The 26,043-nt window shown below is 57.9% G+C and carries 24 protein-coding genes and 1 riboswitch; of the genes, 12 read left to right on the top strand and 12 right to left on the bottom strand.

What is annotated here, in order from left to right; translation table 11 throughout:
* Positions 1-74 precede the first annotated feature (74 nt).
* Positions 75-248, bottom strand: a riboswitch (FMN riboswitch).
* A gap of 77 nt (positions 249-325) precedes the next feature.
* The 3 genes from Q666_RS0133755 to Q666_RS54935 form a co-directional block, all read right to left on the bottom strand.
* Positions 326-1,618: a diguanylate cyclase gene (locus Q666_RS0133755; RefSeq protein ID WP_022998279.1), complete on the bottom strand. Its 1,293-nt coding sequence runs from the start codon at positions 1,616-1,618 to the stop codon at positions 326-328.
* Positions 1,619-1,728: 110 nt separating this feature from the next.
* Complete coding sequence (locus Q666_RS54940) at positions 1,729-2,382, bottom strand: HAD family hydrolase (protein ID WP_031268327.1); 654 nt, start codon at positions 2,380-2,382, stop codon at positions 1,729-1,731.
* A gap of 116 nt (positions 2,383-2,498) precedes the next feature.
* On the bottom strand, positions 2,499-4,511 hold the full coding sequence (locus tag Q666_RS54935; protein WP_022998277.1) for an acetyl/propionyl/methylcrotonyl-CoA carboxylase subunit alpha: 2,013 nt from the start codon (positions 4,509-4,511) through the stop codon (positions 2,499-2,501).
* A gap of 224 nt (positions 4,512-4,735) precedes the next feature.
* Between Q666_RS54935 and Q666_RS54930 the strand changes: the two genes are divergently transcribed.
* The 3 genes from Q666_RS54930 to Q666_RS54920 all read left to right on the top strand — a co-directional run bounded on the left by Q666_RS54930 (position 4,736) and on the right by Q666_RS54920 (position 6,277).
* On the top strand, positions 4,736-5,212 hold the full coding sequence (locus Q666_RS54930) for a hypothetical protein (RefSeq protein WP_022998276.1): 477 nt from the start codon (positions 4,736-4,738) through the stop codon (positions 5,210-5,212).
* A gap of 119 nt (positions 5,213-5,331) precedes the next feature.
* Positions 5,332-5,802, top strand: a complete 471-nt coding sequence (locus Q666_RS54925; protein ID WP_022998275.1) for a hypothetical protein — start codon at positions 5,332-5,334, stop codon at positions 5,800-5,802.
* Positions 5,803-5,965: 163 nt separating this feature from the next.
* Positions 5,966-6,277 carry a hypothetical protein gene (locus Q666_RS54920; RefSeq protein ID WP_022998274.1) on the top strand — a complete coding sequence of 104 codons (312 nt, stop codon included), beginning with the start codon at positions 5,966-5,968 and terminating at the stop codon, positions 6,275-6,277.
* A gap of 117 nt (positions 6,278-6,394) precedes the next feature.
* On the opposite strand, the gene Q666_RS54915 is transcribed toward Q666_RS54920, so the two are convergent.
* A complete protein-coding gene (locus Q666_RS54915) occupies positions 6,395-7,927 on the bottom strand; it encodes an acyl-CoA carboxylase subunit beta (protein WP_022998273.1) in 1,533 nt (510 codons plus the stop codon).
* 308 nt (positions 7,928-8,235) lie between these two features.
* Here Q666_RS54915 and Q666_RS54910 point away from each other — a divergent pair, with 308 nt between their 5' ends.
* From Q666_RS54910 to mgtE, 6 genes are all read left to right on the top strand, one after another.
* The gene (locus tag Q666_RS54910) at positions 8,236-9,186 is read left to right on the top strand and encodes an OmpA family protein (protein ID WP_022998272.1); all 951 of its coding nucleotides are present in this window, start codon (positions 8,236-8,238) and stop codon (positions 9,184-9,186) included.
* A gap of 468 nt (positions 9,187-9,654) precedes the next feature.
* On the top strand, positions 9,655-11,079 hold the full coding sequence (locus Q666_RS54905) for a circularly permuted type 2 ATP-grasp protein (RefSeq protein ID WP_031268326.1): 1,425 nt from the start codon (positions 9,655-9,657) through the stop codon (positions 11,077-11,079).
* Between the two features lie 9 nt (positions 11,080-11,088).
* Positions 11,089-12,039 carry an alpha-E domain-containing protein gene (locus Q666_RS54900; RefSeq protein ID WP_022998270.1) on the top strand — a complete coding sequence of 317 codons (951 nt, stop codon included), beginning with the start codon at positions 11,089-11,091 and terminating at the stop codon, positions 12,037-12,039.
* Between the two features lie 28 nt (positions 12,040-12,067).
* Positions 12,068-12,886 (top strand): transglutaminase family protein, encoded by an 819-nt coding sequence (locus Q666_RS54895; protein WP_022998269.1) that lies wholly within the window; start codon positions 12,068-12,070, stop codon positions 12,884-12,886.
* Positions 12,887-13,018: 132 nt separating this feature from the next.
* Positions 13,019-13,750 (top strand): proteasome-type protease, encoded by a 732-nt coding sequence (locus tag Q666_RS54890; RefSeq protein WP_022998268.1) that lies wholly within the window; start codon positions 13,019-13,021, stop codon positions 13,748-13,750.
* 77 nt (positions 13,751-13,827) lie between these two features.
* Complete coding sequence (gene mgtE, locus Q666_RS54885) at positions 13,828-15,252, top strand: magnesium transporter (RefSeq protein WP_022998267.1); 1,425 nt, start codon at positions 13,828-13,830, stop codon at positions 15,250-15,252.
* 36 nt (positions 15,253-15,288) lie between these two features.
* Here the strand turns inward: mgtE and Q666_RS54880 are convergent, their stop codons facing one another.
* Positions 15,289-16,062 carry an ATP12 family protein gene (locus Q666_RS54880; RefSeq protein ID WP_022998266.1) on the bottom strand — a complete coding sequence of 258 codons (774 nt, stop codon included), beginning with the start codon at positions 16,060-16,062 and terminating at the stop codon, positions 15,289-15,291.
* Positions 16,062-16,742, bottom strand: coding sequence for an HAD-IA family hydrolase (locus Q666_RS54875; protein WP_022998265.1), 681 nt, complete (start codon positions 16,740-16,742; stop codon positions 16,062-16,064). Before Q666_RS54875 ends, Q666_RS54880 begins: the two co-directional genes overlap by 1 nt.
* Positions 16,743-17,143: 401 nt before the next feature.
* Between Q666_RS54875 and Q666_RS54870 the strand changes: the two genes are divergently transcribed.
* The 3 genes from Q666_RS54870 to Q666_RS54865 all read left to right on the top strand — a co-directional run bounded on the left by Q666_RS54870 (position 17,144) and on the right by Q666_RS54865 (position 19,320).
* Positions 17,144-18,433, top strand: coding sequence for a tlde1 domain-containing protein (locus tag Q666_RS54870; RefSeq protein ID WP_022998264.1), 1,290 nt, complete (start codon positions 17,144-17,146; stop codon positions 18,431-18,433).
* A 162-nt stretch (positions 18,434-18,595) separates the two neighbouring features.
* Positions 18,596-18,766 carry a hypothetical protein gene (locus Q666_RS66445; protein ID WP_022998263.1) on the top strand — a complete coding sequence of 57 codons (171 nt, stop codon included), beginning with the start codon at positions 18,596-18,598 and terminating at the stop codon, positions 18,764-18,766.
* A 47-nt stretch (positions 18,767-18,813) separates the two neighbouring features.
* Positions 18,814-19,320: an ATP-binding protein gene (locus Q666_RS54865; protein WP_022998262.1), complete on the top strand. Its 507-nt coding sequence runs from the start codon at positions 18,814-18,816 to the stop codon at positions 19,318-19,320.
* Positions 19,321-19,346: 26 nt separating this feature from the next.
* Here Q666_RS54865 and Q666_RS54860 read toward each other — a convergent pair whose 3' ends face one another.
* From Q666_RS54860 to Q666_RS54835, 6 genes are all read right to left on the bottom strand, one after another.
* Positions 19,347-20,366 (bottom strand): RluA family pseudouridine synthase, encoded by a 1,020-nt coding sequence (locus Q666_RS54860; RefSeq protein ID WP_035909367.1) that lies wholly within the window; start codon positions 20,364-20,366, stop codon positions 19,347-19,349.
* 123 nt (positions 20,367-20,489) lie between these two features.
* Positions 20,490-20,873, bottom strand: a complete 384-nt coding sequence (crcB, locus tag Q666_RS54855) for a fluoride efflux transporter CrcB (protein WP_031268324.1) — start codon at positions 20,871-20,873, stop codon at positions 20,490-20,492.
* A 102-nt stretch (positions 20,874-20,975) separates the two neighbouring features.
* The gene (locus Q666_RS54850) at positions 20,976-21,764 is read right to left on the bottom strand and encodes a sterol desaturase family protein (protein WP_022998259.1); all 789 of its coding nucleotides are present in this window, start codon (positions 21,762-21,764) and stop codon (positions 20,976-20,978) included.
* Between the two features lie 56 nt (positions 21,765-21,820).
* A complete protein-coding gene (locus Q666_RS54845) occupies positions 21,821-22,603 on the bottom strand; it encodes a sterol desaturase family protein (RefSeq protein WP_031268323.1) in 783 nt (260 codons plus the stop codon).
* Positions 22,600-23,385, bottom strand: a complete 786-nt coding sequence (locus Q666_RS54840; protein ID WP_022998257.1) for a sterol desaturase family protein — start codon at positions 23,383-23,385, stop codon at positions 22,600-22,602. Before Q666_RS54840 ends, Q666_RS54845 begins: the two co-directional genes overlap by 4 nt.
* A gap of 102 nt (positions 23,386-23,487) precedes the next feature.
* Complete coding sequence (locus Q666_RS54835; RefSeq protein WP_022998256.1) at positions 23,488-25,881, bottom strand: patatin-like protein; 2,394 nt, start codon at positions 25,879-25,881, stop codon at positions 23,488-23,490.
* Positions 25,882-26,043: the final 162 nt, after the last annotated feature.

Below are 26,043 nucleotides of genomic sequence, written 5' to 3'. Positions count from 1 at the left end.
TGCGATCCGTTCCGTCATCGTTCAGAACAGTCTCAAAAGACACACGCCCACCGGCCATCATCAAATGGCGGCGGTCAAGTTCTCTCTCATCCGGACTTTCGGGCGGCTTCGCTTGACGCCACCTCAACCGTCGGCTCCGGCATCTCACCGGATCTGCTGACCTTCGAACATTTTATCCGAAGCGCTCGCGGGCTCCGGGTTTCCCCGATACCGCCGGTGGGGAATTTCACCCCGCCCCGAGAACTGCTCTCCAAGAGCTTTCAGTATCCCTGAAATAGACAGGATGCAATAGTGGAAGCATGCCGAAAGGCACGTCAACGGCACATCAGGCCACGCAAACCCGATTTCTGCCAGCCTGCTTGGCGCTGTATAGCGCTTCATCAGCCCTGGCGATGGTCTGGCTGATTTTCTCGCCGTCACGAACGGTGGCGGCCCCTATGCTGACCCGCATCGAGATGAGCTGCTGATCATGCAAGTGGGGCACGGTTTCGACGGCCTTTCGAATGCGCTCGGCGATTTCGAACGCTTCATTGAGGTCGCACCCTTCCAGCAGGCAATAGAACTCCTCACCGCCCGCCCTTGCAAAGATATGCGGCTCTTGAAGTTCACGTTTCAGCAGGCCGACAAGATGATTTAGTGCTGCATCGCCGCAAGCATGACCGTATCGATCGTTGATCAGTTTGAAATGGTCAACGTCCAGCACAAGGATGGACAGGCTGGCTGACGTCTTTTGTGCCCGTTCCTTTGCTGCAGCTGCCAGCTCGAAAAACCTGCGACGGTTGTAGGCCTCTGTCAGCGCATCGCGCTCTGCTGCCCACTTGAGCTGCTCCTCCAGACGTTTGCGTTCAGTGATGTCGAGCATGGATCCAGCAAGGCCGTTCACCTCGCCGGAGACCCGGTCACGGGTAACAGCCTTATGGAAGGTCACCGTTCGGCGCTCACCGTCAGCATAGCAAACGTCCGCCTCATAGATCTGAACACCCCCCTGCTGCATCAGTTCTTCGTCGGCCGCTTCATAGACCTTTGCCAATTCAGCTGGTGCTACGTCATAAACACTGGCGCCGTTCACCTTGCTGGCCGGCAATCCGATAAACGCTTCAAAAGCCTTGTTGCAGCCGCTGTAGATGCCGGCCCGGTTCTTGAAGAAGATGGGTGAAGGCAGGTTGTCGATTGCTGACTGAAGGTTATCCCTCTCAATGGCGAGATCGCGGCATTTGCGGAACAGCCCACCCTGCCGCGCGATCACGAGTTCAGCGCGTTTAAGGGCAAGCAGCAGAAGGTCCGTGTCGTCGGCGTCGACAACATCATCCACACCGCCTTCCAGCAATGTCAGCTGAGTTTTTGCTGCCAGTTCTCCCGACGAACAAGCGATGATGAGGGTCGTGTCCCGTATTCTGTGAAAATCGCAGGGCGGCAATACCCCCGTCGCCCCGACATCCAGAAGACAGACCTGAAACGGGCAAGAGGATAGCGGCTGGACAGTGACCTGGTGCAGGACGTAACCGGCTGGAAGCGACGGCGGCGGTCTTTTGGCAGGCGAATAATACCCGACGTCAACCGCCTTTTCAGACGGTACCGACGTATTTTGGGTATCCGTTGCATGCATCCGTTCTGCCAAGGCGCACTCCTTTGAGCTTAACCTACGGGAAAATCGATAAATTCGGAGTTAAGAAAGTTTGCCGGCAGCAAGAAGCCACTCTCATTGCCGCAGTGTCGGAATGGACGCCATTAGCGGGTCGCGAAATACGCGGCTATGTCTTGAGGCCTATCTGCTATCAATACCGGATTTTCGGCGGCCAATTCTTCACGGCTACCGTAGCCCCACAAAACGCCAATGCCTGCCACTGCGTTGGCGTTTGCCCCAACAAGGTCATGCTTGCGATCACCAACCATGACCGTCTCCGACGCCTGGATGTTTTCCTCGCTCAGGATATGCGCGATCAGCTCGGCCTTCGCGGACCGCGTACCGTCCAACTCCGCACCGTAGACCTTTCCGAAAAAGTCCATCAGGCCGAAATGCTCAACGATCCGACCTGCGTAACTGTGGGGTTTTGAGGTACAGACGTGAAGAAGAAATCCGTCTTTCCTGAGTGTTGTCAGCAGTTCGGGAATACCCTCGATCAGCGAATTCTCGAACAGTCCCGTTACCGTGTAGCGCTCGCGATAAAAGGCTACGGCCTGATCCAGCACAGCCTTGTCTTCCGATCCCAGAAGCACCTTGAAGCTGTCCCAGAGCGGCGGCCCGATGCACCAGCGCAGCTCTTCCACATCAGGTGCCTGCCCACCCATCTTTTCAACCGCATACCCGATTGAACGGGTGATGCCTTCAAAGGGGTCAGTCAGGGTTCCGTCCAGATCGAACAGAATGGTCGAAGTCGTCATGATGCCCCGCAACGTATTGAAAAAGAAAGCGGCCTGGACCGGATGGTCGCAGGCCGCTGAATATCGGCAGTATCCGATGCCTGTCAATCAGGCTGCGTTAGGCGCATCACCCCGGATCAGGAAAACTCCATGATCACGGCGTCAACGGCAAGGCTGTCGCCGGGCGTTGCCTTGATGGCGCTCACGACACAGTCGCGCTCCGCTCTCAGCACGTTTTCCATCTTCATGGCCTCAACGACGGCAAGCTGCTCACCTGCCTTGACTTCCTGTCCTTCGGCCACCGCGATGGACACCACCAGACCAGGCATCGGGCACAGCAGCATCTTCGACGTGTCCGGCGGCAGCTTCTCCGGCATCAGGGCATCCAGCTCGGCAATCCGCGGTGTCATTACTTTCGCGACCACGGAATAGCCCTGCCAGTCAAGGCGGTAGCCACCGCGCAGGGTCCGGACCTGTACTGTCACATCCTTCGCGCAGACCTTGCCCGACCAGAGCGGATCACCTGGTGCCCAGTCAGCCTCCACATTGACAACAGGGCCATCTCCGATCGCGACATCAATTTCGACGGGCGTCCCCGGATACCCGGCAGCAAGCCGGATCGGAACATAGGTCTTGTCGAGCTTGATCACCCAATCTTCGCGGATGGCACCGGAATGGGCCCGCAACCGCCCGGGCAGGTGGTCCAGACGCTCGCGTTGCAACGCCCCCATGGACAGGGCAACGGCTGCAAGAACTGCATAGGCCTCGTCGTCGGGAACTGCCGGCTCGAAGCCGTCCGGATATTCGTCTGCGATGAAACTGGTAGCCAACTCGCCTGACCGCCAGCGCGGATGGTTCATCAGCGCTGTCAGAAACGGTACATTGTGCTGAATACCGTCGACGTAAAACGCATCCAGAGCTGAACTCATCGCATCGATCGCCTCCGCCCGTGTCGGCGCATGGGTGATCAGCTTTGCGATCATCGGGTCGTAGAACATAGAAATTTCCGAACCCTCGACAACGCCGGTATCGTTACGGACGGTAATCCCGTTGCTGGCTTCTTCCGCCGGCGGCCGGTAACGCACAAGCCGGCCAATGGACGGCAGGAAATTGCGGTAGGGATCTTCCGCATAAATTCGGCTTTCGACCGCCCAGCCGTTCAGCTTGACGTCTTCCTGGGCAAGGTCCAGTTTCTCGCCGGCGGCAACGCGGATCATCTGCTCGACGAGATCGATGCCGGTGATCAATTCGGTTACCGGGTGCTCCACCTGCAGACGCGTGTTCATTTCCAGGAAGAAGAAGCTCTTGTCCTGCCCGGCGACGAACTCGACCGTGCCGGCGCTGTCGTAGTCGACGGCCTTTGCAAGCGCGACGGCCTGCTCACCCATCTTGCGGCGCGTTTCCTCATCGAGCAGAGGCGACGGCGCCTCTTCGATGACCTTCTGGTTGCGCCGCTGGATCGAGCATTCACGCTCGCCCAGGTAAATCGCATTGCCGTGCTTGTCGCCCAGGACCTGGATTTCAATATGGCGCGGGTTTTCGATGAATTTCTCGATGAAAACTCGATCGTCGCCGAAGGAAGATGCCGCCTCGGATTTCGAGCGGGTGTAGCCATCCCGCACCTCGTCCGCATTCCAGGCGATGCGCATGCCCTTGCCGCCACCACCCGCGGACGCCTTGATCATGACCGGGTAGCCAATGTCCGCTGCAATTTCGACGGCCTGCTCCGGGCTTTCTATGACGCCAAGATAACCCGGCACCGTGCTGACCTTCGCCTCATTGGCGAATTTCTTGGATTCGATCTTGTCGCCCATCGCCATGATGGCGCGCGGGTTCGGGCCGATCCAGACAATGCCTTCCTTCGCCAGCGCTTCGGGAAAGCTGGCGCGTTCGGACAGGAAGCCATAGCCCGGATGCACGGCTTCAGCCCCGGTCTCCTTGCAGGCCGCGATGATCTTGTCGGCGATCAGATAGGATTCCGACGCCGCCGCGGGACCGATGTGAACCGCTTCGTCTGCCATTTCCACATGAAGGGCATCGCGATCGGCATCGGAATAGACCGCAACTGTCTTTATGCCCATGCGGCGGGCCGTCTTGATGACGCGACAGGCAATCTCACCACGGTTGGCGACTAGTATTTTGGAGAACATGAATTTCCACCCAGCTGGACGATTTTCCATTTTGTAGGCTGCGCCACTTTGGCACGCAACTTATCCAAAGGGCGAGACGTGATTTTGCGGATAGTTGCCCAAACACTCAAAAACGGCATGCCGCGACAAGGACTGGCCAAAGGTAGTTCCGCGGAAAAGCGTCTATTTATCCGAATTTTAATAAACTTATTGCAGGAATTACCAAGGCAATGGGGAACAAATAAATGAAACGCATCCTTTCAGCGGCAATCATTGCGAGTGCTTTACTACCAACTTCCGCACTGGCGGAAACCGCCGGCAAGTGGAAGAGCGGCGAAATCAATGGCTTTACACGTTATTGGACCACCAACAACCTTGGCGCGAACTTCGTAGTCTGGTGTCATCCGAAACGCCGGATCAACGGCACCCTGCTTCATATTGATATCGACGGAAAAATGCCGCCACCACGCAGCAGGATCAAATTGATCATGGACCGCGAGATCCTGGAGCTGCCAATCAACGAGCAGGGATACGTGGAAACGGGTTGCGCCGCGTGTTCCGACAGCTTCGGCTATGTCTGGCACCGTTTGCGGTCATCCCATTCCCTTGCGGTGAAATTCCAGGACGACAGCTATGCTGGATTTTCCCTGCGCGGCGCCCAGAAAATCATTCCCGGTAACGTTTGCCCGACCGACTGGCAGAAACAACATCCCAGGTCCTGACGCATGGCGGCCTGGCCAAGGCCTTGTGGCATGCCAGGCCGCTAGATTGCTTTCTTGATTGAAGGGCTTTTAACAGGACACCTGTAGTTTTGTCGGTGACAGATTACGGAAACGGCTCGATGCGCACCGCCCTCTTTTCTTTTTTCTACCTGACACTTGCCACGTGCTTTCCGGCAATCGCAGCCGATTACGGCAAGTGGCATACCGACACGGCGTATGGCTACGAGCGCTACTGGACCGAAAGCTCATCAGGAGCACGGTTCACGATCTGGTGCCCGCCCAATCATGCCGTCAGGAACACCCTTATCGGCGTGCGCATCAAGGGTCGCAGGCCAGCCCCCGGATCAACTGTCCTGGTCGAACTGGATCACAAGCTGATCAAGTTCAGGGCCGGAAACGACGGTTACATTTACAACGATTGCCCGGCTTGCTCCGACAACATGACCTATTTCTGGCACCGGCTGCGCTCTTCGGTAAAATTCGCCGTGCAACTGGAAGACAGACGCTATTCGGGCTTTTCCCTGAACGGCGTGCGAGAAGCCATGGCGGGGTCTGTCTGCTCCAGCCAGATGGCCCAGAATACGCGGTAAATTCCCGGTAGAGGTCTGACCGATGCGATTTATGTGCTCGCAATCACATTTGCGCGCCAAAAGTTGGTGCACACTTCTCCTGTCACCACCTTTCCGGACCGTTCTGTTAGACTAGATCTTCAGAGCGTTCTTTCCGGTGGCAACGGCACGTCAGGAGACTTTCATGCGGAAAATGCTTCTTTGCGCAGCAGCGCTTGCCCTTCCCGGCCTTGTCATGTCGACGGCGGCCGAGGCACGTCCAGACCTTCGCAAGATGACCTGTGCCCAGGCGCAGAACATGGTGCGCCAGCACGGTGCCGTGGTCTTCACCACGGGGCAGTACACCTATTCGATGTTTGTTTCGAACCGTAGCTACTGCGACCGTAACCAGGTCCTGTTCACGCAGTTCGGCCAGACGCGGGATACACCACGTTGCCCGGTCGCGTTCGAATGCAAGGAACCGCTGTTCCCGCGCGGTCTTTCGCGTTGGGACTGACCTGACAGACAGCAAACAGGCCGGAAAATCCGGCCTGATACAATCTCGTGTGTCACTGCTGCGGACCAGCTATCGTCTTCCGGAACCGAGCGAATGAATGCAAATCGGCTCTTCTTGCTAGAGCGGAATATTGTCGTGCTTTTTCCACGGCATATCTGCCTGCTTGGACCTGAGCAGGGCCAGAGCCTTGGACACACGCCGGCGGGTGGAATGCGGACGAATGACATCGTCTATGTAGCCGCGCTCGGCAGCGACGAACGGATTGGCGAAACGGTCTTCGTAATCCTTCGTCCGCTTGGCGATCTTCTCCTTGTCGCCGAGTTCGGATCTGTAGAGGATTTCGACCGCCCCTTTTGCGCCCATCACCGCGATTTCAGCAGACGGCCAGGCGTAGTTGATGTCGCCGCGGATGTGCTTGGAGCTCATCACGTCGTAAGCACCGCCGTAGGCCTTGCGGGTGATGACGGTGATCTTCGGCACCGTAGCTTCCGCGTAAGCAAACAGCAGCTTGGCACCGTGCTTGATCAGGCCGCCATACTCCTGCGACGTGCCGGGCAGGAAGCCAGGAACATCGACGAAGGTCACGATCGGAATGCTGAAACAGTCACAGAAGCGGACAAACCTTGCAGCCTTGCGGCTGGCATCGGAATCCAGCACGCCGGCCAGAACCATCGGCTGGTTGGCAACGATGCCGACAGTGCGACCCTCGATCCGTCCGAAACCGGTAATGATGTTGCCCGCGAAACTGCCCTGAATTTCGAAGAAGTCGCCCTCGTCGACTGTCTTCAGAACGAGTTCCTTCATGTCGTAGGGCTTGTTCGGGTTGTCCGGAATGAGCGTGTCGAGGCTGGTGTCGATCCGCTCCGGGTCGTCGTAGTTCGTCAACTCCGGCAGGTCCGCACGATTGTTCATCGGCAGATAGTCGATCAGCCGGCGCATTTCCTGCAGGGCTTCGACGTCGTTGTCGAAGGCACCGTCCGCAATCGAAGACTTGGTGGTGTGGATCGACGCGCCGCCCAGTTCCTCGGCCGTCACCGTCTCGTTCGTCACGGTCTTCACCACGTCCGGTCCGGTAACGAACATGTACGACGTGTCACGCACCATGAAGATGAAGTCCGTCATGGCCGGGGAATAGACGTCGCCGCCTGCGCAAGGACCCATGATGAGCGAAATCTGCGGAATGACACCGGATGCCAGAACGTTGCGCTGAAACACTTCGCCGTAACCGCCAAGGGCCGCTACGCCTTCCTGAATGCGGGCGCCACCTGCGTCGAACAGACCGATGATCGGTGCCCGGTTCTGCAGGGCCATGTCCTGAAGCTTGGTGATCTTTTCCGCATGCGTTTCGGAAAGAGACCCGCCGAAGACCGTGAAATCCTTGGAGAACACGTAAACGGTCCGACCGTTGACCGTTCCCCAGCCGGTGATCACGCCGTCTCCGGGGATATGCTGCTCTTCCATGCCGAAATCGGTACAGCGGTGCTGTTTGAACATGTCGAATTCTTCGAAGGACCCTTCGTCCAGAAGAATTTCAATACGTTCACGCGCAGTCAGTTTGCCCTTGGCATGCTGCCCATCGATGCGGCGTTGCCCGCCGCCCAGCCGCGCGGTTTCGCGGCGTTGTTCCAATTCGGCCAGAACTTCTTTCATCCGGTCCTCCCAAAACTTGAGCTTGGATCACGCCGTAGCATGATCCCCCGACAGAGCCTAGTCAGCACATGGGCTTATGGGGAAACTACGCCCTATGAACCTTTCCTGCCAAACGCCCACAGAAGCTGGACGAATGTCAGGCAAAAGCCTTTATGGCCACGCTTTGCCCGATCCCAAATCTGCCCTTGTGTTTCCACACGCCGGGACAGACCAGGATCACTTCAATACGTGCCCTTTTTCGAAGCACGATTTTCAAACTCGAGAAATCTCATTTCAGGTCCACGACCCATTCTTAACGGAGTACATTAATGTCAGGAAATTATGTTGTTGATCATCGCGACGGCGTCATCACGCTCGCACGCCTGCAATATTTCGACGTCAGCCAGGCGAACCTCAAGGAAGATCACAAGAACTGGCTTCGCAGAAACGTCGTACCGCTGCTGAAGGGCAACGGCAGTATCAGTATCGTCGGACTTTCCAGCCGCAGCGGCAAGGCAGCTTTCAACAAGGCCCTGTCGATGAAGCGGGCTAATGCCGTAAAGACGTTCCTGGAAGAATGCCTACTGTCCTGTTTTCCGTTCGATCTGGTCGACGGACTTGGCGAATCCCTGGCTGAAGAAATGGGTCAGGAAGACGGCGTTGAAGACGGACAGTTCCGTGCCGTGATGATTTACGTGCATTCCCTGCCGACGCCGCCCAATCCGAAGGTCATCAAAACGCCCAAGAAGATGAAGCCCAAACCAAAGGCGGCTTCCACCTTGTGGGTCGGCATCGGTGAAAGCCATTCAGGCGACCTTGTGGCTGTCGGGCGGTACAACTGGAATGGACGCCTTTACCGGGCCAGCGCCGATGACAACGGCTATGTCGATTACGTTGACCTCATGGCGGACGGCTGGAAAATCGGCGGCGGCCTGGGGGGCAGTGTCGGCGGCATCGTCATCGTGGCGCATGGTGTCAAGACGCCCAGCGAGTTCAACAAGAAGGGCGAATGGTCTGATTGGGACCTCGATCTGGCGATTGCCGGAAAGCTGGGGGACGTACTCAAAGGCATCAAGGGCATCGGCAAGATCGTCAATACGATGGAGAAATACGAGGAACTGAGCCATGCCGCGATCGAACTCACCAAGAACAAGGGGTTCGTCAAGAAAGGTCTCTACACAATTCCGATGCTTGGCGTCGGTGCAGGCCTCCACGTTTGGACCGGGCGCAAATACGGCGACGTCTCGGTGATCTCGGTCGGCAGGACACTGATGCGCTAGCAATCTGTCTCCGGCCACCTATCCGCACACGCACCGGGCAGCAAATCAGATTTCGATCATGCTGCCCGACCTGCCCATCGACTGTGCATATTGGATTGAACACAGCTTCTGTCTGACTGAACAAGCAGATGTTACCACTCCGGCCTGGCAGGTTTTGACGGGAAGCAGACGCCCCCGATCCGGCCCCTCGTCTTTCCCGGTGAAGCCAGGCAGCAGGGATGCCGTAACGTTCATTTGAGCCCGTCATTTTGGCGAAGTTTGCACGCGCAAGCGGCGAAAAACACCGCCTTCAAATCCTTTTTCAGTGGTCGAAAAAAATATATTCAACCTGAGGGAACCTCAGGATTTTTCGATGAATTTCAGCTCGTTGCCTAATTTGCAGGCACTGTCGCCGCGACATTGAACTTTGACACCTTTCAGAATTTTGCCATGATTGCCCAAGAACGAAGCATCGGCAAAGGGGAGGCAATGGCGGACGAACGCACTTTCTTCAATGAAATGCTCGACGAGGCCAACAAGCCGCGCCAGCCATACGCCCGGCTCGCCAAATGGCTGGAAGACAAACCAGCCAACTTTCTGACCAAGAAGGGCCGCGACGCTGAAACCATTTTCCGCAGACTTGGCATCACCTTCGCGGTTTATGGAGCGGAAGAAGCTACCGAACGGCTGATCCCGTTTGATCCCATCCCGCGCATCATCTCGGCTCCGGAGTGGCGGCGCCTGTCTGCCGGCATCGACCAGCGTGTGCGGGCTCTGAACGCCTTCCTGCACGACATCTACCATCGCCAGGAAATCCTGCGCGCAGGCAGGATCCCGGCGGAGCTCGTGCTGCAGAACGAGGCATTCCTGCCTGAAATGGCCGGGTTCACCCCTGCCCGCAAGGTCTATGCCCACATCATCGGAACCGATCTGGTCCGCGTGTCGGAAAACGAATTCTACGTGCTGGAGGACAACACGCGCACGCCTTCAGGTGTCTCCTACATGATGGAGAACCGGGAGACGATGATGCGTCTCTTCCCCGAGCTCTTTCAGAGTCACCGGGTCGCCGCCGTGGAGCAATATCCCGAGAACCTCCTGCAGACGCTGGAAAGCGTCGCACCGGATCCTTCGAAATCTTCGCAGACGATCGTTGTCCTGACCCCGGGCATCTATAACTCCGCCTATTTCGAACACGCTTTCCTGGCAGATTCCATGGGCGTGGAACTGGTGGAAGGTCGGGATCTGTTCGTGGATGCCGGACATGTCTACATGCGCACAACGCGCGAACCGAAGCAGGTCGACGTCATCTACCGGCGTATCGACGATGCCTTCCTCGATCCACTGACCTTCAATCCGGGCAGCATGCTCGGAGTGCCGGGCCTCTTCGATGCCTATCGCGCCGGCAACGTCACCATCTGCAATGCGCCGGGAACGGGTATTGCCGACGATAAGGCGATCTATGCCTATGTCCCAGACATCATCGAGTTCTACACGGGCCAGAAACCGATCCTGAACAACGTTCCGACGTGGAACTGCTCACGGCCGGATGACCTCGCCTATGTTCTGGATAATCTTGAGGACATTGTCGTCAAGGAGGTCCACGGTTCGGGCGGCTACGGCATGCTGATCGGTCCGACCGCATCGAAGCGGGAAATCGCGGAATTCCGGAAAGTCCTGGAAACCAACCCTTCCAACTATATTGCCCAGCCGACCCTGGCGCTGTCGGCCTGCCCGACGCACGTCGCTTCGGGTGTCGCCCCGCGCCACGTCGATCTGCGCCCCTACGTGCTGATCGGTGATCAGGTCCGCATCACACCAGGTGGCCTGACACGGGTTGCCCTCAAGAAAGGCTCGCTCGTCGTCAACTCCAGCCAGGGTGGCGGCACAAAAGACACCTGGGTACTTGAGGACTGAGAGAACCAGATGCTCGGAAGAACCGCCTCTTCGCTGTTTTGGATGTCGCGCTACCACGAGCGTGCCCAGAATGTTTCCCGTCTCCTTGAGGTCGCCTGTCGTGGCGCGATCATCTCCCATTCGGGTCAGGAGGACGGAACCCACTGGACCTTCGCCCTCGCCTGCTCGGGGTGCGAGACCGGGTACAAGCAGAAATACGAGGAACTGAACGGCCGCAACGTGGCGGCCCATATGATCTTTTCCAAGGAAAACACCTCAAGCGTCCGCAGCTGCCTGGAACTTGCCAGGAACAACGCCCGTGCCGTTCGAACAGGCATCACGGCTGAACTCTGGGAAGCCATCAACACCACATGGATCGAGTTCACTGACGTGAACCCGCAATCCATCACCCAGGAAAAACTGCCGGACTTTCTTGCCTGGGTTAATCAGCGGGCGCACCTGTTCCGGGGCGCGCTGCTGAACACGATCCTGCGCGACGACGGTTATTTCTTCAGCCAGATGGGCAATTTCGTGGAACGGTCGGACAACACGGCCCGCATCCTCGACACCTACTACTGGACCCTGCTGCCGGACAGCGACATCATCGATGACGGCTCTCTGGAGCACTATCAGTGGTCCGCGATCCTGCGTGCCCTGTCCGGGCGGAGAAGCTACCGGTTTGCGTATCCGAATGCCCGACTGAAAGCGTTCAACATTGCCGAGTTTCTGATCCTCAGAACGGAAATGCCCCGGTCCCTTGCCCATTGCTACGACTGGATGGCCGATACCGCGGAAGACCTGGCCCAGTTCTATGGTTCGCGCGAACCAAGCCTGGACATGGCAGCGGACATGGCAAAAGACCTGGCTGAAAAGCAGATGCACGAAATCTATCAGCAGGGACTGCATGATTTCCTCTCGGATTTCATCAACAAAAACAATCTTTTCGCCCATCAGCTTTGCGAAGACTACAATTTCGCCTGACCCTGGAACCCCGCAGAACCGGTGCAGCATGCGACTGACTGTCAGACACACGACCCGATACCGTTACGAGACGCCACTCGCCAACGCCATGCAGCAGTTGCGCCTGACGCCCGAGGATGGCCCGAGCCAGAGAGTTGTCGAATGGTCAATCGAAGCACCCGGCATTGAACGGGCGACGACCTACAAGGACGCCTTCGGCAACCAGGTTCACATGGTGTCGCGCAGCGAGCCGATCGAGGACGTCGAGATCACCGCCAGCGGTATTGTCGAGACGACGGATACCAACGGAATTCTCGGCCACGAACCGGATGCCGGCATCCCACCGCGGATCTACACAAGGGTCACTCCGCTTACGCAATCCAACCAGGCGATCCGCAGATTGGCGGCCAATGCGGAGGGACATGACAAGATTGCCGGTTTCCATGCTCTGATGCATGCCATCCGCGACAAGGTCGACTACAAGGTGGGCGTCACCGAGACGCACGCTCCGGCCACTGCCGTGCTGGCCGCCGGAGAAGGCGTCTGTCAGGATCACGCGCATATTTTCATCGCCGCCGCACGTTCCATCGGCGTTCCGGCAAGATACGTTTCCGGCTATCTGCTGCTCGAAGACGAACAGGCTTCGGAAGCCCATCACGCATGGGCCGAAGTGATGATTAACGGTCTTGGCTGGACCGGATTCGACATATCCAACGCAATGTGTCCGACCGATCGCTATATCCGCTTGACGGTGGGCCTGGATTCCCGTTCAGCTGCCCCTATCAGGGGGATCCGTTTTGGCGGGCTTGAGGAAAACCTGCATGTTGAGGTCGATGTGGCCCAGGCCGCGTTCCAGCAACAGCAGTAAGTGTCCTTTCAAACCGCCCGAACAGGCTCACTCCAGCAAAAGATATTAAAGGGCAACCTGCGCCCTGCCTGATGGATGCTTGCCCTACAGGGGCTCCAGCAACGGGTCTTGGCGCAGTCTGAGGGCTTGGGAATGACCTATTGCGTTGGCTTGAAACTGGATCGCGGGCTGGTGTTCGCCGCGGACACACGCACCAACGCCGGTGTCGACAACATTGCCACCTTCAAGAAACTCCACGTATGGGAAGAGCCAGGCGAGCGGGTGATCACCCTGCTCTCGGCCGGCAACCTTGCCGTCACCCAGGCCGTCGTCTCGCTTTTGAGTGAGCACATCACGTCCGCGGAAAGCGACCGGGCGACGCTGATGACCGCAAAAACCATGTTCCAGGTTGCCCGCCTCGTCGGCAGTGCGGTTCGTGAGGTCAAGGCGATCGACGGCGAAGCCCTTGCAACAAGTGCGGAAAACTTCTTCGTCACCTTCATTCTGGGCGGCCAGATCAAGGGTGAGGAACCGCGCATGTTCCAGATCTATGCGGCCGGCAACTTCATCGAGGTTTGTGAAGACACGCCCTATCTGCAGATCGGCGAGCACAAATACGGCAAGCCGATCCTGGACCGGGTCACGCGTGCGGACATGCGCCTCGGTGAAGCGGCCAAGCTGGTGCTGCTGTCCTTTGACAGCACGCTGAGGTCGAACCTGTCTGTCGGCATGCCCATCGACATGTTGCTCTACAACACCGACAGCTTTTCCACCGACCGCCAGGTGCGCATCCAGCAGGACGACCCGTATTTCCAGAAACTGTCCCGGGGCTGGTCCGACAAGCTGCGGCAGGCCTTTGCCGATATTGAGGAATTTGAGGTCTGATCCGGCAGGAAACTGTCAGGCGGACGTCACAATCGATCAGTAGAAGCGGACCGGACTCTTCCGGAAAGTGAGTATCCATGAGCAATTCCAGCGACGTCGCCGAGCTTGATCCAACCGCATGGACCAGGGAGCCGGCTAACGAACCGCTGGAAATCAATGATGCTGCGCTCAGGGCCGTGCGCGAGATGATCAAGTCGGGCCAGCGCACGCAGCTGGTCGAACTGCTCAAGCGCTGGGACCCCGTCGACGTCATGCAATTGTTGACGCGGCTGCGCCTGAAACAGGCCCGCAAATTGTTCCAGTGGTTGCCGGCCAACCCGTCGATCAAGGTCATTGCCGAGCTTCGACCGGAATTCCGTTCGATCCTGATGGAAGAATCCACTCTTGAGCAGTTTCGGGACATTCTCGCCGGTCTCGATCCGGAAGACGCCATCGAAATTCTCAACGAGTTTCCGGACGATGTCGCGGACGAACTGATCGCGCGCTTGCCGGATGTGGAAGACATCGCAACGCGCGGTTCCTATGCCGACGACACGGCGGGCCGCGTGATGGCCCGCAAGTTCGTCGCCCTTCCCGAAACCTGCACCGCCGGCGAAGCTGTCGCGCAGATGCGCGCGGAAGCCAGCCGCATTCGCAAGGTCTTTACCGTTTATGTGACCGATGCCGACGGCAAACTGACCGGAACGGTGGAAGTCGGCAAGCTTCTGCTCGCGCCGGCGGACGCCACATTGTCCAGTTTCATGAACCGCGACGTCATTGCCGTGTCCACGGACACTGACCAGGAAGAAGTGCTGCGGCTCGCCCGAAAACGCGACATGCGCACCGTGCCGGTCGTCAGCGGAGAAGGCCACCTGATCGGCCGGATCACGCCCAAGCAGTTGACACGCATCGCCTCGGACGAAGCCAACGAAGACATGCTGCTGATGAGCGGCGTTTCCTCAGAAGCCAGGTCGGATGACACGGTGCTGCGTATAGTACGCGGCCGCCTGCCCTGGCTGCTCGCCGGTCTGGTGGGGGCCAGCGTTGCTGCAACGGTGGTCGGTTCCTATGAAGACCAGTTGGCGGAAGCCGCCATCCTGGCCGCTTTCATTCCCGTCACCATGTCGATGGCCGGAAACGCGGGTCTGCAGGCCTCCGCTGTGGCGGTACAAGGCATTGCGACCGGAGCCTTGTGGTCCGGCGATATCTTCTACCGCCTGCTGAAGGAACTGGTGGCGGCGCTCTTCAACGGCGCTATCGCCGGCACGATCCTGGGCTGTCTCGTGCTCGTGGCTTCGCTGATCGTGCCGCTGGAAGACCCGCTGCACCTTGCCCTGGCCACATCGCTATCACTGCTGTGCGTCACCACGCTTGCGGCCATGGTCGGCGCTACCATACCAATCATTCTGGACAAGATCGGCATCGACCCGGCCATGGCCATCGGTGTCTTCATCACCTCGTCCAACGACGTCCTCGGCGTGCTCATTTTCTTTCTGATGGCAACGACGTTCTACTTGGGGTGAAGCGAATACGCTCCACACCACATCGCAGGGAAATTGTTACGCTTCTCGCAGGATCAAAACCGCCGCGTCGAATTCCTTGCGCTTGTAGGCCCGGACGAGAGCAGCTTCCGCGTCTTCGCCCCAGCGCTCGATGTTGAAGTCCTCTTCCACATGAGCGGCCGTCCAGGCGGCATCGGCGTCGAGGTAGTCTTCCAGCAGACCAAGCCCCAGGAGCGCGGAGCCTGTCAGGCTGGTGATCGTATGGAGCGCTGCGAGGCGCATCGGCGTCAGGTCGGAAAGTCGGGCCCGATAGGCGGCAAGCAACGCTTCCGGCTGGGCAGCGTGAATGACACCTTCGATCAGCACGAAACGGCCGCCGAGCAACCCGCCTGCCCAGTCCACGACCGGATCCCACAAGCGCCTTTGGGTGTCGATAAGGCTTTGCGGATCGTCCGCGCGGTAGCACAGCGCATCATTGCCGGCAAACCGGGTGATATCGTCAGCCACTTCGCCAAACCGGATGCTGACTGCATCAAGCGCTGAATTGGAAATCCGGGTCAGCGGCATGGTGGCCGGATTGATTTCCTTCTGCTGTGCCTGCCATTCGGCGGCAACCGCTGCGGCAAGCGCCTCACTCGGCAGCAACAAGGCCGCCTTGCCCGGTGTCTTGACGGGCCTTCCGTCCAGATGGATCGCGAAACCGCCGTCCACGGCAACATGGGTTGCTTCCTTGTAGAAACGCTTAGGCAATTCGCGCCGGGAGAGTTCGCGCGCCCGCTGCTCCGGATCCTTGGCCGCATCTTCCTGCAAGGTTTCAAGAAAGTCGCGCATCACATTGTTTCCTTGTCGAAATCCAGAAGTTCACCAAGTGCCAAATCCAGCTCGGCATAGGTCTGGATGATCTTGTCTGCACCATCAGCACTCAGCCGGTCATGATCATGATAACCCCAGGCAACGCCCAAGGCATGTGTGCCGGCGGCCTTGGCCATCGCCATGTCAAAACCGGTATCACCGATCATGATGGTTCGTGTCCTGTCCGCTCCGGTCTCCGCCATTGCCCGCAGCACCATGTCCGGATGAGGCTTGGAGGGCGAGGTATCAGCTGTCTGGACAGTCACGAAGCGTCCATGCAGATCATGGGTATCCAGCATGTGCTTGACCCCACGCATCGCTTTGCCGGTGGCAATTCCAAGAAGGACATCGTCACGCGCATTCAGCCGCATGATAGCCTCGCGAGCACCCGGATAAAGCGGGTCAAGATCCAGCCCTTCCCTCCTGCGGGACCACTTGGCCTGTTTATACGCATTGGACATCACCGGGATCTTGTCCTGGTGTTCAGGTCCAACGAGATCCAGAAAAGCCTCGTCCAGCGACCGTCCGACGATTGAGAGCGCCGTTTCCCGGTCAGGCATGGGCAGGCCTGCAGCCTCGAAACCGACCTGCAGGCCCTGCAAAATGGTTTTCTGACTGTCCACCAGCGTGCCGTCGACGTCGAAGATGATCAGATACATGGGCATCCTGTGCCAAGCGAACGGAAAGTAGCCCGCATGTGCCGGGTTTTCCCCCGGGGGTCAAGAGCACATTTGACACTGCGCCGGATTGGAAGTTTTGCCGACATCTACGTCATTGATTGGTAAATTCAACAATAGGCAAAGACTTCCACAGTCTGCGGCAAATTGACGTTCAATCTTTGGATATCGCCAATTTTGAAAAACCGCCCGAAAATTGCCTCTTTAGAGTGATTACCGGTCTCTTGGCCGCTTGCATATTTATCGTAAAGAACTTGGTTACCATGATCGACGATACTGCTGCAGGCGGGTGGGCATGAACGTTTGGGGCAAGATTGTCACCAAAGGATACGAATTTGGAGCGCGGTCGAACAAGACCGGCGTAACAGAGTGGTTTTGTCTGAATGATTCAGAAGAAACAAAAGGTCGGCCTGAAGGGGCAAGCAACATCCCGGAAGACCAGCCGGACTTTTTATACGATCCTCGCGGGGGCAACTTTGGTGATATCCGGCTTGGCCGGTACCGCCACTTATCTTGGAACCTCGATCGCCCCGTCTCATTTTGTCGCCGCCGGCACTGAGCCGCAGGAGAAATTGACGCTTGCGCAGACAACCCCTGCCACAGCTTCTCTTGGTCTGGCCCCGATTGCGCTGACAACGAAAAAACGGCAAAGCGCCGAAGCGGAAGCCGCTCTTGCAGCGGAAAAAGCCGCTGAACAGGCAGCAGCAATAGCTGAGAAAGCAGAAGCTGCCCTGAAGGCGGAAGCGGCGGCACTCGAGGCCGAGGCTAAAAAGGCTGCGAAGGTGGCCCTTGCCGCCAAGCTCGCAAGGCTGAAACTCGCCCAGACACTTCTGGCCCATCAAGCTGCTTCAGAAACCACAAGTGTTGCCGCGCTCGATGAACCGGCAGCCGATGACACTGCGCCGAACGTAGAGGTCGCAGCGTTACAAAGCGTCGGCACCACGGCTGAAGCAGAGACGAATGTTGCTGCAAAACCTGAACAAACGACCGTGAACATTGCCATGGCTGCGGGTAGTTCGGCCAAACCCGGCGCCATTCTGCCGCCGACCCCGGACATGAAACCCGAACCGCCGCGCCGCAGCGCGCCTGTGGTTGCAGAAAACCGTCCTGAAGGCAGGGAAAAGCCTGAACAAGCGTCTCCCGTTCTGGCCTATGCAACGCCAGGAAATCCCGAAGATGATGAAAACGGAGTGTTCGGCGGTCTCGGCAAATTGTTCGGCAGCGCCAAGCCCGGACTTCCCGGTGCAGGCAGCAAGATCGCCGTCTATGACATCAGCGCCGCAACCGTTCACATGCCCGACGGCACCAAGCTGGAGGCTCATTCCGGCATTGGACACCGGATGGACAATCCGAAGTTTTCGCACGTGAAGATGCTCGGCCCGACGCCGCCCAACATCTACAACTTGAGAATGCGCGAACGGCGCTTCCATGGCGTGGAGGCCATTCGCATGCTGCCGCAGGACCGTGCTGCCATGAAAGGCCGTGACGGCATGCTGACCCATACGCGTCTGCTGCGCCGCTCCATCGGGTCCCATGGCTGTGTTGCCTTCAAGGACTACAACAAGTTCCTGAACGCATTCAAACGCGGCCACGTAAAGACCTTGATCGTCGTTCCGTCGATGGAAAAGCTGCCGACCTATATGGCAAAACTTCAGCGGAGCACCGGAGCCTGACCTTGCAGGCAACTGCCGGATTGGATATGCCTTCTAAACATCCCGTTTTCAGTCGAGAGCGGGATGTTTCATCGTTTTGAGGCCGCCAGCACATTCTGGTCTGACGGCCTCAATCAGGCAACTGCCGTTGCAGCATAGCGCCCTGCCCGCCCGGAGCTTTTCTTGACCAAGATCATCCTGCTGCTGCTGTTCATGATTGCCGCGATCCAGGTGATCAAACCGCTTGGCTGGCCTGGTCTCAGGAAACGCTCGGATGCCTGGAAACTGGTGGCGGGCGTTGTGTGCATCACCTTTGCGTCGGTGATCCTGGGTGCACTGTTTCAGGGCGTTTGATTACGTCCAGCAGGTTTGCAAACATCCGACAGCGAGCTCCCCATCAAATGCTACGATCTGACGACGCTCCAACTCTTCATCTGTTTTGCGGCAAGGTTGCTTCCGGCAAGTCGACATTGGCGGATCGCTTTGCCGAACGTCCCGGCAACATTCTCCTGCGGGAAGACGTCTGGCTGTCCGGTCTCTACACCGACCAGATGTCCAGCCTCGCAGATTTTGTCCGCTGTTCGTCACTCTTGAGAAAAACGATAGCGCCGCATGTGGCAGCCCTGCTGGAAAGCGGTCTTTCCGTGGTACTGGACTTTCATGCCAACACGAAAGAAAGCCGGCAATGGATGCGCGCCATTGCCGACAAGGTCGAGTGCAAGCATCAGCTTCATTTTCTCGATGTGCCGGATGAGGTCTGCAAGGAACGGCTTCGCCAGCGCAATGCTGCCGGCAAGCACGAGTTCTCGGTGTCCGAGGCCGAATTCGACCGGATCTCAAGCCACTTCCAGCCACCAGCGGAAGACGAGAGCTTCAATCTGAAGGTCTATCCCGCCGCCGGCAGCTAGGCTTCTGGCAAAGCAGAGAAGCGCTATCAGCGCTTGTTGAGCGCGTCGTCGGGATCATCCACTTCCGGATCATAGTCCGTTGCATCAAATCCAAGCAGATTCCAGGTCTGCTGCATGTGCGGCGGCAGCGGCGCCGAAACATCGATCGTGCCATGGCCCGACGGATGCGGGATCACGATCCGGCGCGCCAGCAGATGCAGGCGGTTCTGGATACCACCCGGCAGCTCCCAGTTCTCGATATTGAAATACTTGTCGTCACCGATGATCGGATGGCCGATATGGGCCGCATGTGCGCGCAACTGGTGCGTTCGACCCGTCACCGGTTTCATCGTCACCCAGGAAAGCTTCTGGCCGGACTTTTCGAAGACGGAATAGAGCGACACGGCGTGCTGTGCCTCATCGTCGCCCTGACGAACGATCTGCATGCGTTCTTCGCCGTCATTTCTGGCCAGAAAGGTGGAAATGCGGCCCTGAAACGGCTTCGGAACACCCGCCAGGATTGCCCAGTAGATCTTTTGGGTATTCCGGTGACGGAAGGCCTTCGTCAGTTCCTGCGCGGCCTGACGCGTACGGGCAACCAGAATGATGCCGGAGGTCTCACGGTCAAGACGGTGCACCAGACGCGGCTTGTTGCCCTTGCGGTCGGTATAGGCGTCCAGCATGCCATCCAGGTGGCGCTTGAGGCCTGAACCGCCCTGAACAGCAAGACCTGCCGGCTTGTTGAGCACCATTACCTGGCTGTCTTCAAACAGCAGCATGTCCTCAATGGCCTTGCGGTCGTCAGCAATCAGCTTGGTGGATTTCGGCTTGGCATTCTTCTTGTCGTCCGCCGGAAGTTCCACACCGAGAGGTGGAATACGGATCATCTGCCCCTTGGCGATACGGGTGTTGGTCTCGGCACGCTTGCCGTCGACACGGACCTGCCCCGTACGCAGTAGTTTCTGCAAATGACCGAATCCAAGGCCCGGGTAATGGGACTTGAACCAACGGTCGAGGCGCATGCCCGCCTCATCGGCGGACACTTGTTTCTGTTCAATCGCGGACATGTTTTTCTCAAATTCGGCATCCGGCCTGCCGCCGTGACGCGCATCCATCGCCCCTGCATCAAGGCGGGGGGAAAATTCGTTCCGCAGCGTATAGGCGGAATCGGCCCGAAAGGGAAGGAATTCTTAAGTTGCGACCTGCCGCATGATCATCAGTCCGGCAAACACGGCAAGAATGGACAAGGCGACAGAGGCAAGAACATACATGAGTGCCAGATGCGTGTCGCCGCGCTCCCACAGCACTGAGGTGTCGAGCGAAAACGCGGAGAACGTCGTGAAGCCGCCGAGGAAGCCTGTCGCCACGAAATAGCGCAATGACTGCAGGTTGCCGGTCTCATGGCGAACCAGCCAACCGATGAAAAGCCCCATGGCCAGTGAGCCGACGACATTGACAGTAAGAGTTCCAACAGGAAAACCCGGCCCAAACAAACGGAGCGTCGCAAGCGACACCAGATGCCGTCCGCCCGCACCCAGACCACCGCCCAGAATCACCAGCAAAAGATGTTTCAAACTATCGCCCCGCTTCTAACTGGTCCCAGCCGTCCCTGAATACGCCGAGTTCAATCCATGCATGGGTGAACCATCACGGAATCTGCCAGGCCAGGGAAAGCCCTATTCGCCGGGAGCCGCCGGCTTTGCAGCCGATTTTTCGCCCATCTGTTCAAACACCTTGACCTGTTCATCGTACTTCGGGTCGATGGTGCCGCAGACACGGTCCCAGAACGAAAAGAAATTGGCGTAATTGTAGCGGAAGCGCGAATGGTGCTGGTCGTGGAAAGTCACGCAGACCATCGGCGAAGGCATACGCGACATCGGCGACGCCCAGAATTCGAAACCGGAATGGCCGATTGTGCCATTGAAATGGTCCCACAGCCGGTGAACGATCAGCACGGGGATCGGGATCGGCAGGAAGATGACCGCCCACAGATAATAGCTCTGCATGACAAAGGCATCGACCAGATCGTCGGAATAGGTGCTCCAGACAGTCGGCGCGACCGAGCGGTGATGCTCGGCATGAAAGCGGTACATCGCCTTCGTGTGCATGAACCGGTGGCCCCAGTAGAACCAGGTGTCGAAGGCAAGGATGGAAACGACAAACATCAGGATTGCCGACCACCAGGTCAGCTCCAGCGGCGCGACCAGGGTCCAGCCCTTCATCGAAAGGAAGATGCCACCGGCAAGACAGCCCGCGGTCACGGTCAACGAATAGACGCTGGCCCGGATTTCCTTCCACATGCGCTTTTCACCACGCCGATTCTGCTGAATACGCCGCTCCGGGTGCCGGTCCTGTATCTTCACCAGCACCCAGCCGGTCGCAAAATACAGGAACACGTTCACAGCGTAGCACGCCGCGTAAATCGGCAGGAATTCAAGCAATATCGTCAGCGCCTGATCGAGCATATCTCTTCATACATCCATTTGGTCGGTTGGCTGACACATGTAAGTACTGTGCGGGCTTACCCGGTTGCCTTGACTTTCGTTTCTTCCGAATCCGGAATTTCCCCGGTCTCTTCCATGGACCGCACCAGCACATCGTACTTCGGATGCACCGTTCCGCAGATCCGGTCCCAGAACGAGAAGAAGTTACCGTAATTGTAGTGAAACTGCGAATGATGCAGATCATGGAACGTCGTGCAAATCAGCGGCGAAGGGAATCTCGACGACTTGGACGCGAAATATTCAAAGCCCGAATGGCCGACCATGCCTGAAATCTGGTCGAACAACCGCAGGGCAAAAACGCTCAAGGCCGGCACCGGCAGCACGAACCAGACCAGAAAATAGAAAAAATGCTCGATCAGGGTGTCGACCGTGGTCGAGCTGTCGTTGCTCCAGACCGTCGGTGCAATCGAGCGGTGATGAGGCACATGGAACTTGTAGAGCGACGGCCAGTGAAGAATCCGGTGCCCCCAATAGAACCAGGCATCAAACAGGACGAAGCAAACGGCGAACATCAGCGGAAACGACCACCAGCTGAGTTCCAGCGGAGCGAACAGCGTCCAGCCCTGGGTCTGAGCGAAATATCCAGACGACAGCAGGACGGAAGATGTCGCCAACGCCTTCATGGAGGCGCGGATTTCCTCTGCCTGGCGTTTCATGCCGTCACGGTGTTTCTGGATTCGCCGGTCAGGATGACGGGCATTTATCGCGATCATTGTGAACCCGGTCGCAAAATAGACCGCCACCATGGCCGCGTAGGTGAGCGCCAGAACGATGAGGTAATCGACGAGTAGCCCCATCATGATTTTTCCTGTTTGCCGGTGCCGGCATAAAGCGCCTCGAACCCTTCCACCCGTTCGTCATAGGTCGGATGGATGGTGCCGCAGAACCGGTCCCAGAAGGAAAAGTAGTTGGCGTAGTTGTAGACGAAATACTGGTGATGCTGGTCGTGGTAGAGCGTGCACAGCAGCGGCCAGGGTTTGCGTGCGCTCGGGCTTGCGAAATGCTCATAGCCGCAATGGCCAATGGCGGCCGACACCTGGTCGAACAACCGGTGGCCAAGGAAAACCAGCGGCGGAATAGGCACGACGAATAGCACAAGCGCATAATAGGAATGGGCGAACAGCGTATCCACACTGGAGCCTGCATCGTTGGACCAGACTGTTGGCGTGACCGTCATGTGGTGCGGCTTGTGGAACCGGTAGAACAACTTGGTGTGCAGGATCCGGTGCCCCCAGTAGAACCAGGTATCGTGCAGGGCCAACGAGATGACGAAGAACAACGGCACCGACCACCATGACAACGCGACAGGGTCGAACAGCGTCCAGCCACTCAGCTGGGCATAAAGGCCGATGGAAAGGCAGCAGCTCGTGATCGACAGCTGCCCCATGGAAGATTTGATATCGCGCAGGGCATCGTGGGTCGGCTGGCGCTTCTGGATCTTGCGGTCCGGGTGGCGCCTGTTCATCACCGTCATGGTCAGGCCGGTCGTGAACAGCACGATCAAGCTGGAAGCGTAAAGCACCAGAAAGAAACCCAGAAACACCTCCGGGCCGGTCCCAAAATGTTCGGCAATAAAAGTCATCAACTCAAATATCCACGCGCAATTCCCTGGCCACTTTTGTGCGTAGCGAAAGAGCGGACCTCACGTCAAGGAATGACTTGCCAAATTATGAATATTACCCGGTCAGACGCTTTCCGTCACATGAGCGAAATCGGGATAGATCGACCGGACCAGCTTGTCGACCCGGTCTATTTCCTCTGGAATATCAGAAAGTTTGCCACGTTCTTCTTCCAGAACCGCCAGAAAGATCCGTGCACGCGCCTGGTTTACCTGGATCTGCGGCAAAGTGCCCTCACCTGCCGCAGACAGCACGATGCTGACCAGCCTGTCAGCGGCGTTGAGACGTCCCCACAGATAATCATGTTCCCGCCAGCCGCGATTGAAGAAGGCACCGAACGTATTCAGGGACTTGCCCTTTAGGTCGAAACCTTCCGTATAAAGGCTTGCGGCGTCGGTCGGGCTGATGCGGTCGACCAGGATTTCCGTCACCTCCGAGAAGTCGTTGCGCTGCAACACGGGAAAGGTGATCAGATCGAAAAAACCGAACCCGATATAGGTTCCCATCAGGGATGTGTGACGGCTCTTGTCGAGTAGATTTCGGGCCGTCTCGGCAAAGAGTTCGTCCTGAAGCCTGTCCAGATCGGCAAGCCCCATCATCTGTGTCAGGGATTTCAGCATTGGCTGGACATGCTCGGCAGCGTCCGGACCACCTGCCTCCGCTGCCCGAACGAACGTTTCGGCGAGTTCCCGGCTGCGGCCACCGAAAAACCGGTCATTCCAGCGCCAACCCAGATGATCGATCTGCTCGTAGAGCAATCCCTTCATCTGATCGAGCGCCTCGAAATTGGGCGGCGGCAAGTCGGAGCCCGAACGATAGTGATAGAAGCCGTTGAGCTTGCGTACCGCAAAGCGAAGCCGGCGTATCCGGTAGTCGACATCCAGCCCGCGCAACAAGGCAACAACATGCGGGTCCGTGCGCCCCAGGATGTCCTTGCTCTCGGCTGTCAGGCGGCTGGTGTGACGCGAGTACAGTCCCAGAATTGCTTCTTCCTGTCCACGCGCACTGTCCAGCCCGCTGAGCCGCGCCGTCAGGCCAGCCAGCCGCTCAGCCAGGGAATGAAGTTTCAGGGACTGATAATTGAGAAAGGCGAACCCTGCCTGCTCGAATGCGGCCACGGTTGCCTGCTTCCGGCATAACGAAAGAATGTCAGGTGTCACCCGGCGCCGCTTTGGCAAAATGCCCGCCACCGCCTTTTCCACCATAGGCCCCGCATCATCGATCAGTTGCGAGAGCCAGCGGCTGCGCCGGTTGTTCTGTTCAAGCTCTTTCAGATCATCGCCGATGGGCTCATTGCGCGGAATATGAGCGAGCGAAGCCAGGATCACGCGGAAGAACCCGGGCAGCTCCGAAACGGTGCTATCCGTTTCGACCGGAACCACCGGTGACGGATCCACATAGATCAGCCGCCGGGCAACTTCGCGCACCGCCGGCCGATCCTGAATAACGTCAATCACCGGCGCAAACGGCTTGTTCATGACGACGCTGCCATCGACAAAACAATGCTGCCCGGCTGTCTCGGACGTCAGGTTCAGTCCTCTTGCAAGAAACGCATCCCGGTTGTGCCACGTCAGGTCGTGATCGACCAGCACCCGCTCCATTTCCGCAACCGTTGCAGGAGGGAACGCCCCTGGAAACGAGGACGTCGCACGAGCCGCAAAGACAATTTCCGGAATGCTGTCGGCATCGAACTGGCTTTCGATATCTCCTGGCATTCTGTGCGCGGCATGGAAACTCAGGATCCGGCGATGATCCCACTCCTCGACATAGTCCGGATCGTCCAGGTGAATGCGTCGCTTGATACCGTTGTAATCGGTGATCGTCACGAACAGGTCGAGCGTCTGACCACGCGGGATCAGACTGCGGCCGGGCACGGCACCGTCCTCCATCTTCTGGCAGGCATCAAGCATCCAGCTGATGAACCGTTCACCGGAAAACGGCGGTGTGAACCAACGCGCCTGCATGAACAGTCGCAGCTTCTCGCGCGTTTCCGCGCTTTCTATCTGCTTTGTCAGCCGTGTGGAAATCAGCTGATCCAGCACCGGCGAAATGGAAATCTTCAGGTATCGGGACAAACCGGCCTGCGGCCGGGCCAAACGCGTGACATCGGCATTTTCCAGCCACATCTCGCTGTGGCTGTCGAGTGGCAGGTCGTGGGTGATGGCCCGCGCAAGCATGATGCCGTTGACGCCACCTGCAGACGCACCGGCAATTGCGTCAACCACCACCCGGATGTCGGCAACGGAGGACAACAGATCGAGCAGATCCTTGTAGGCGCTTTGAACCGGAGGAAGCTCCTGATCGGGTACTTCCTGGGCAGAACCGTTCGACTTGCGGTCAAGGCGAACGCTCGACGCCCGAACAAGATTGAGGATTTCCCGGCTTACGCCATGCATGTAGATGGCAAGCGAAACGCCGCCATAAAACACCAGCGCCAATCTGAGTTCGATTTCCTTCATGAGGTCACCGTGGGGAACATGTTGAAGTCCTAACACGAAAGAATGGCTACTATCTTTATGCGGCGGACCTTTCCATTCGCCAATCAAGACATGGCGGAACTATGCTCCCGCCCGATCACTTCTATGCAAACATGGTTTGACGACGAGGCTTGCCGGGAACTT

Origin of the sequence: Labrenzia sp. C1B70 (assembly GCF_000475395.1) — a bacterium.
GTDB classification, from domain to species: domain Bacteria; phylum Pseudomonadota; class Alphaproteobacteria; order Rhizobiales; family Stappiaceae; genus Roseibium; species Roseibium algicola.
This window is presented reverse-complemented; position numbering and strand designations above follow the sequence as displayed.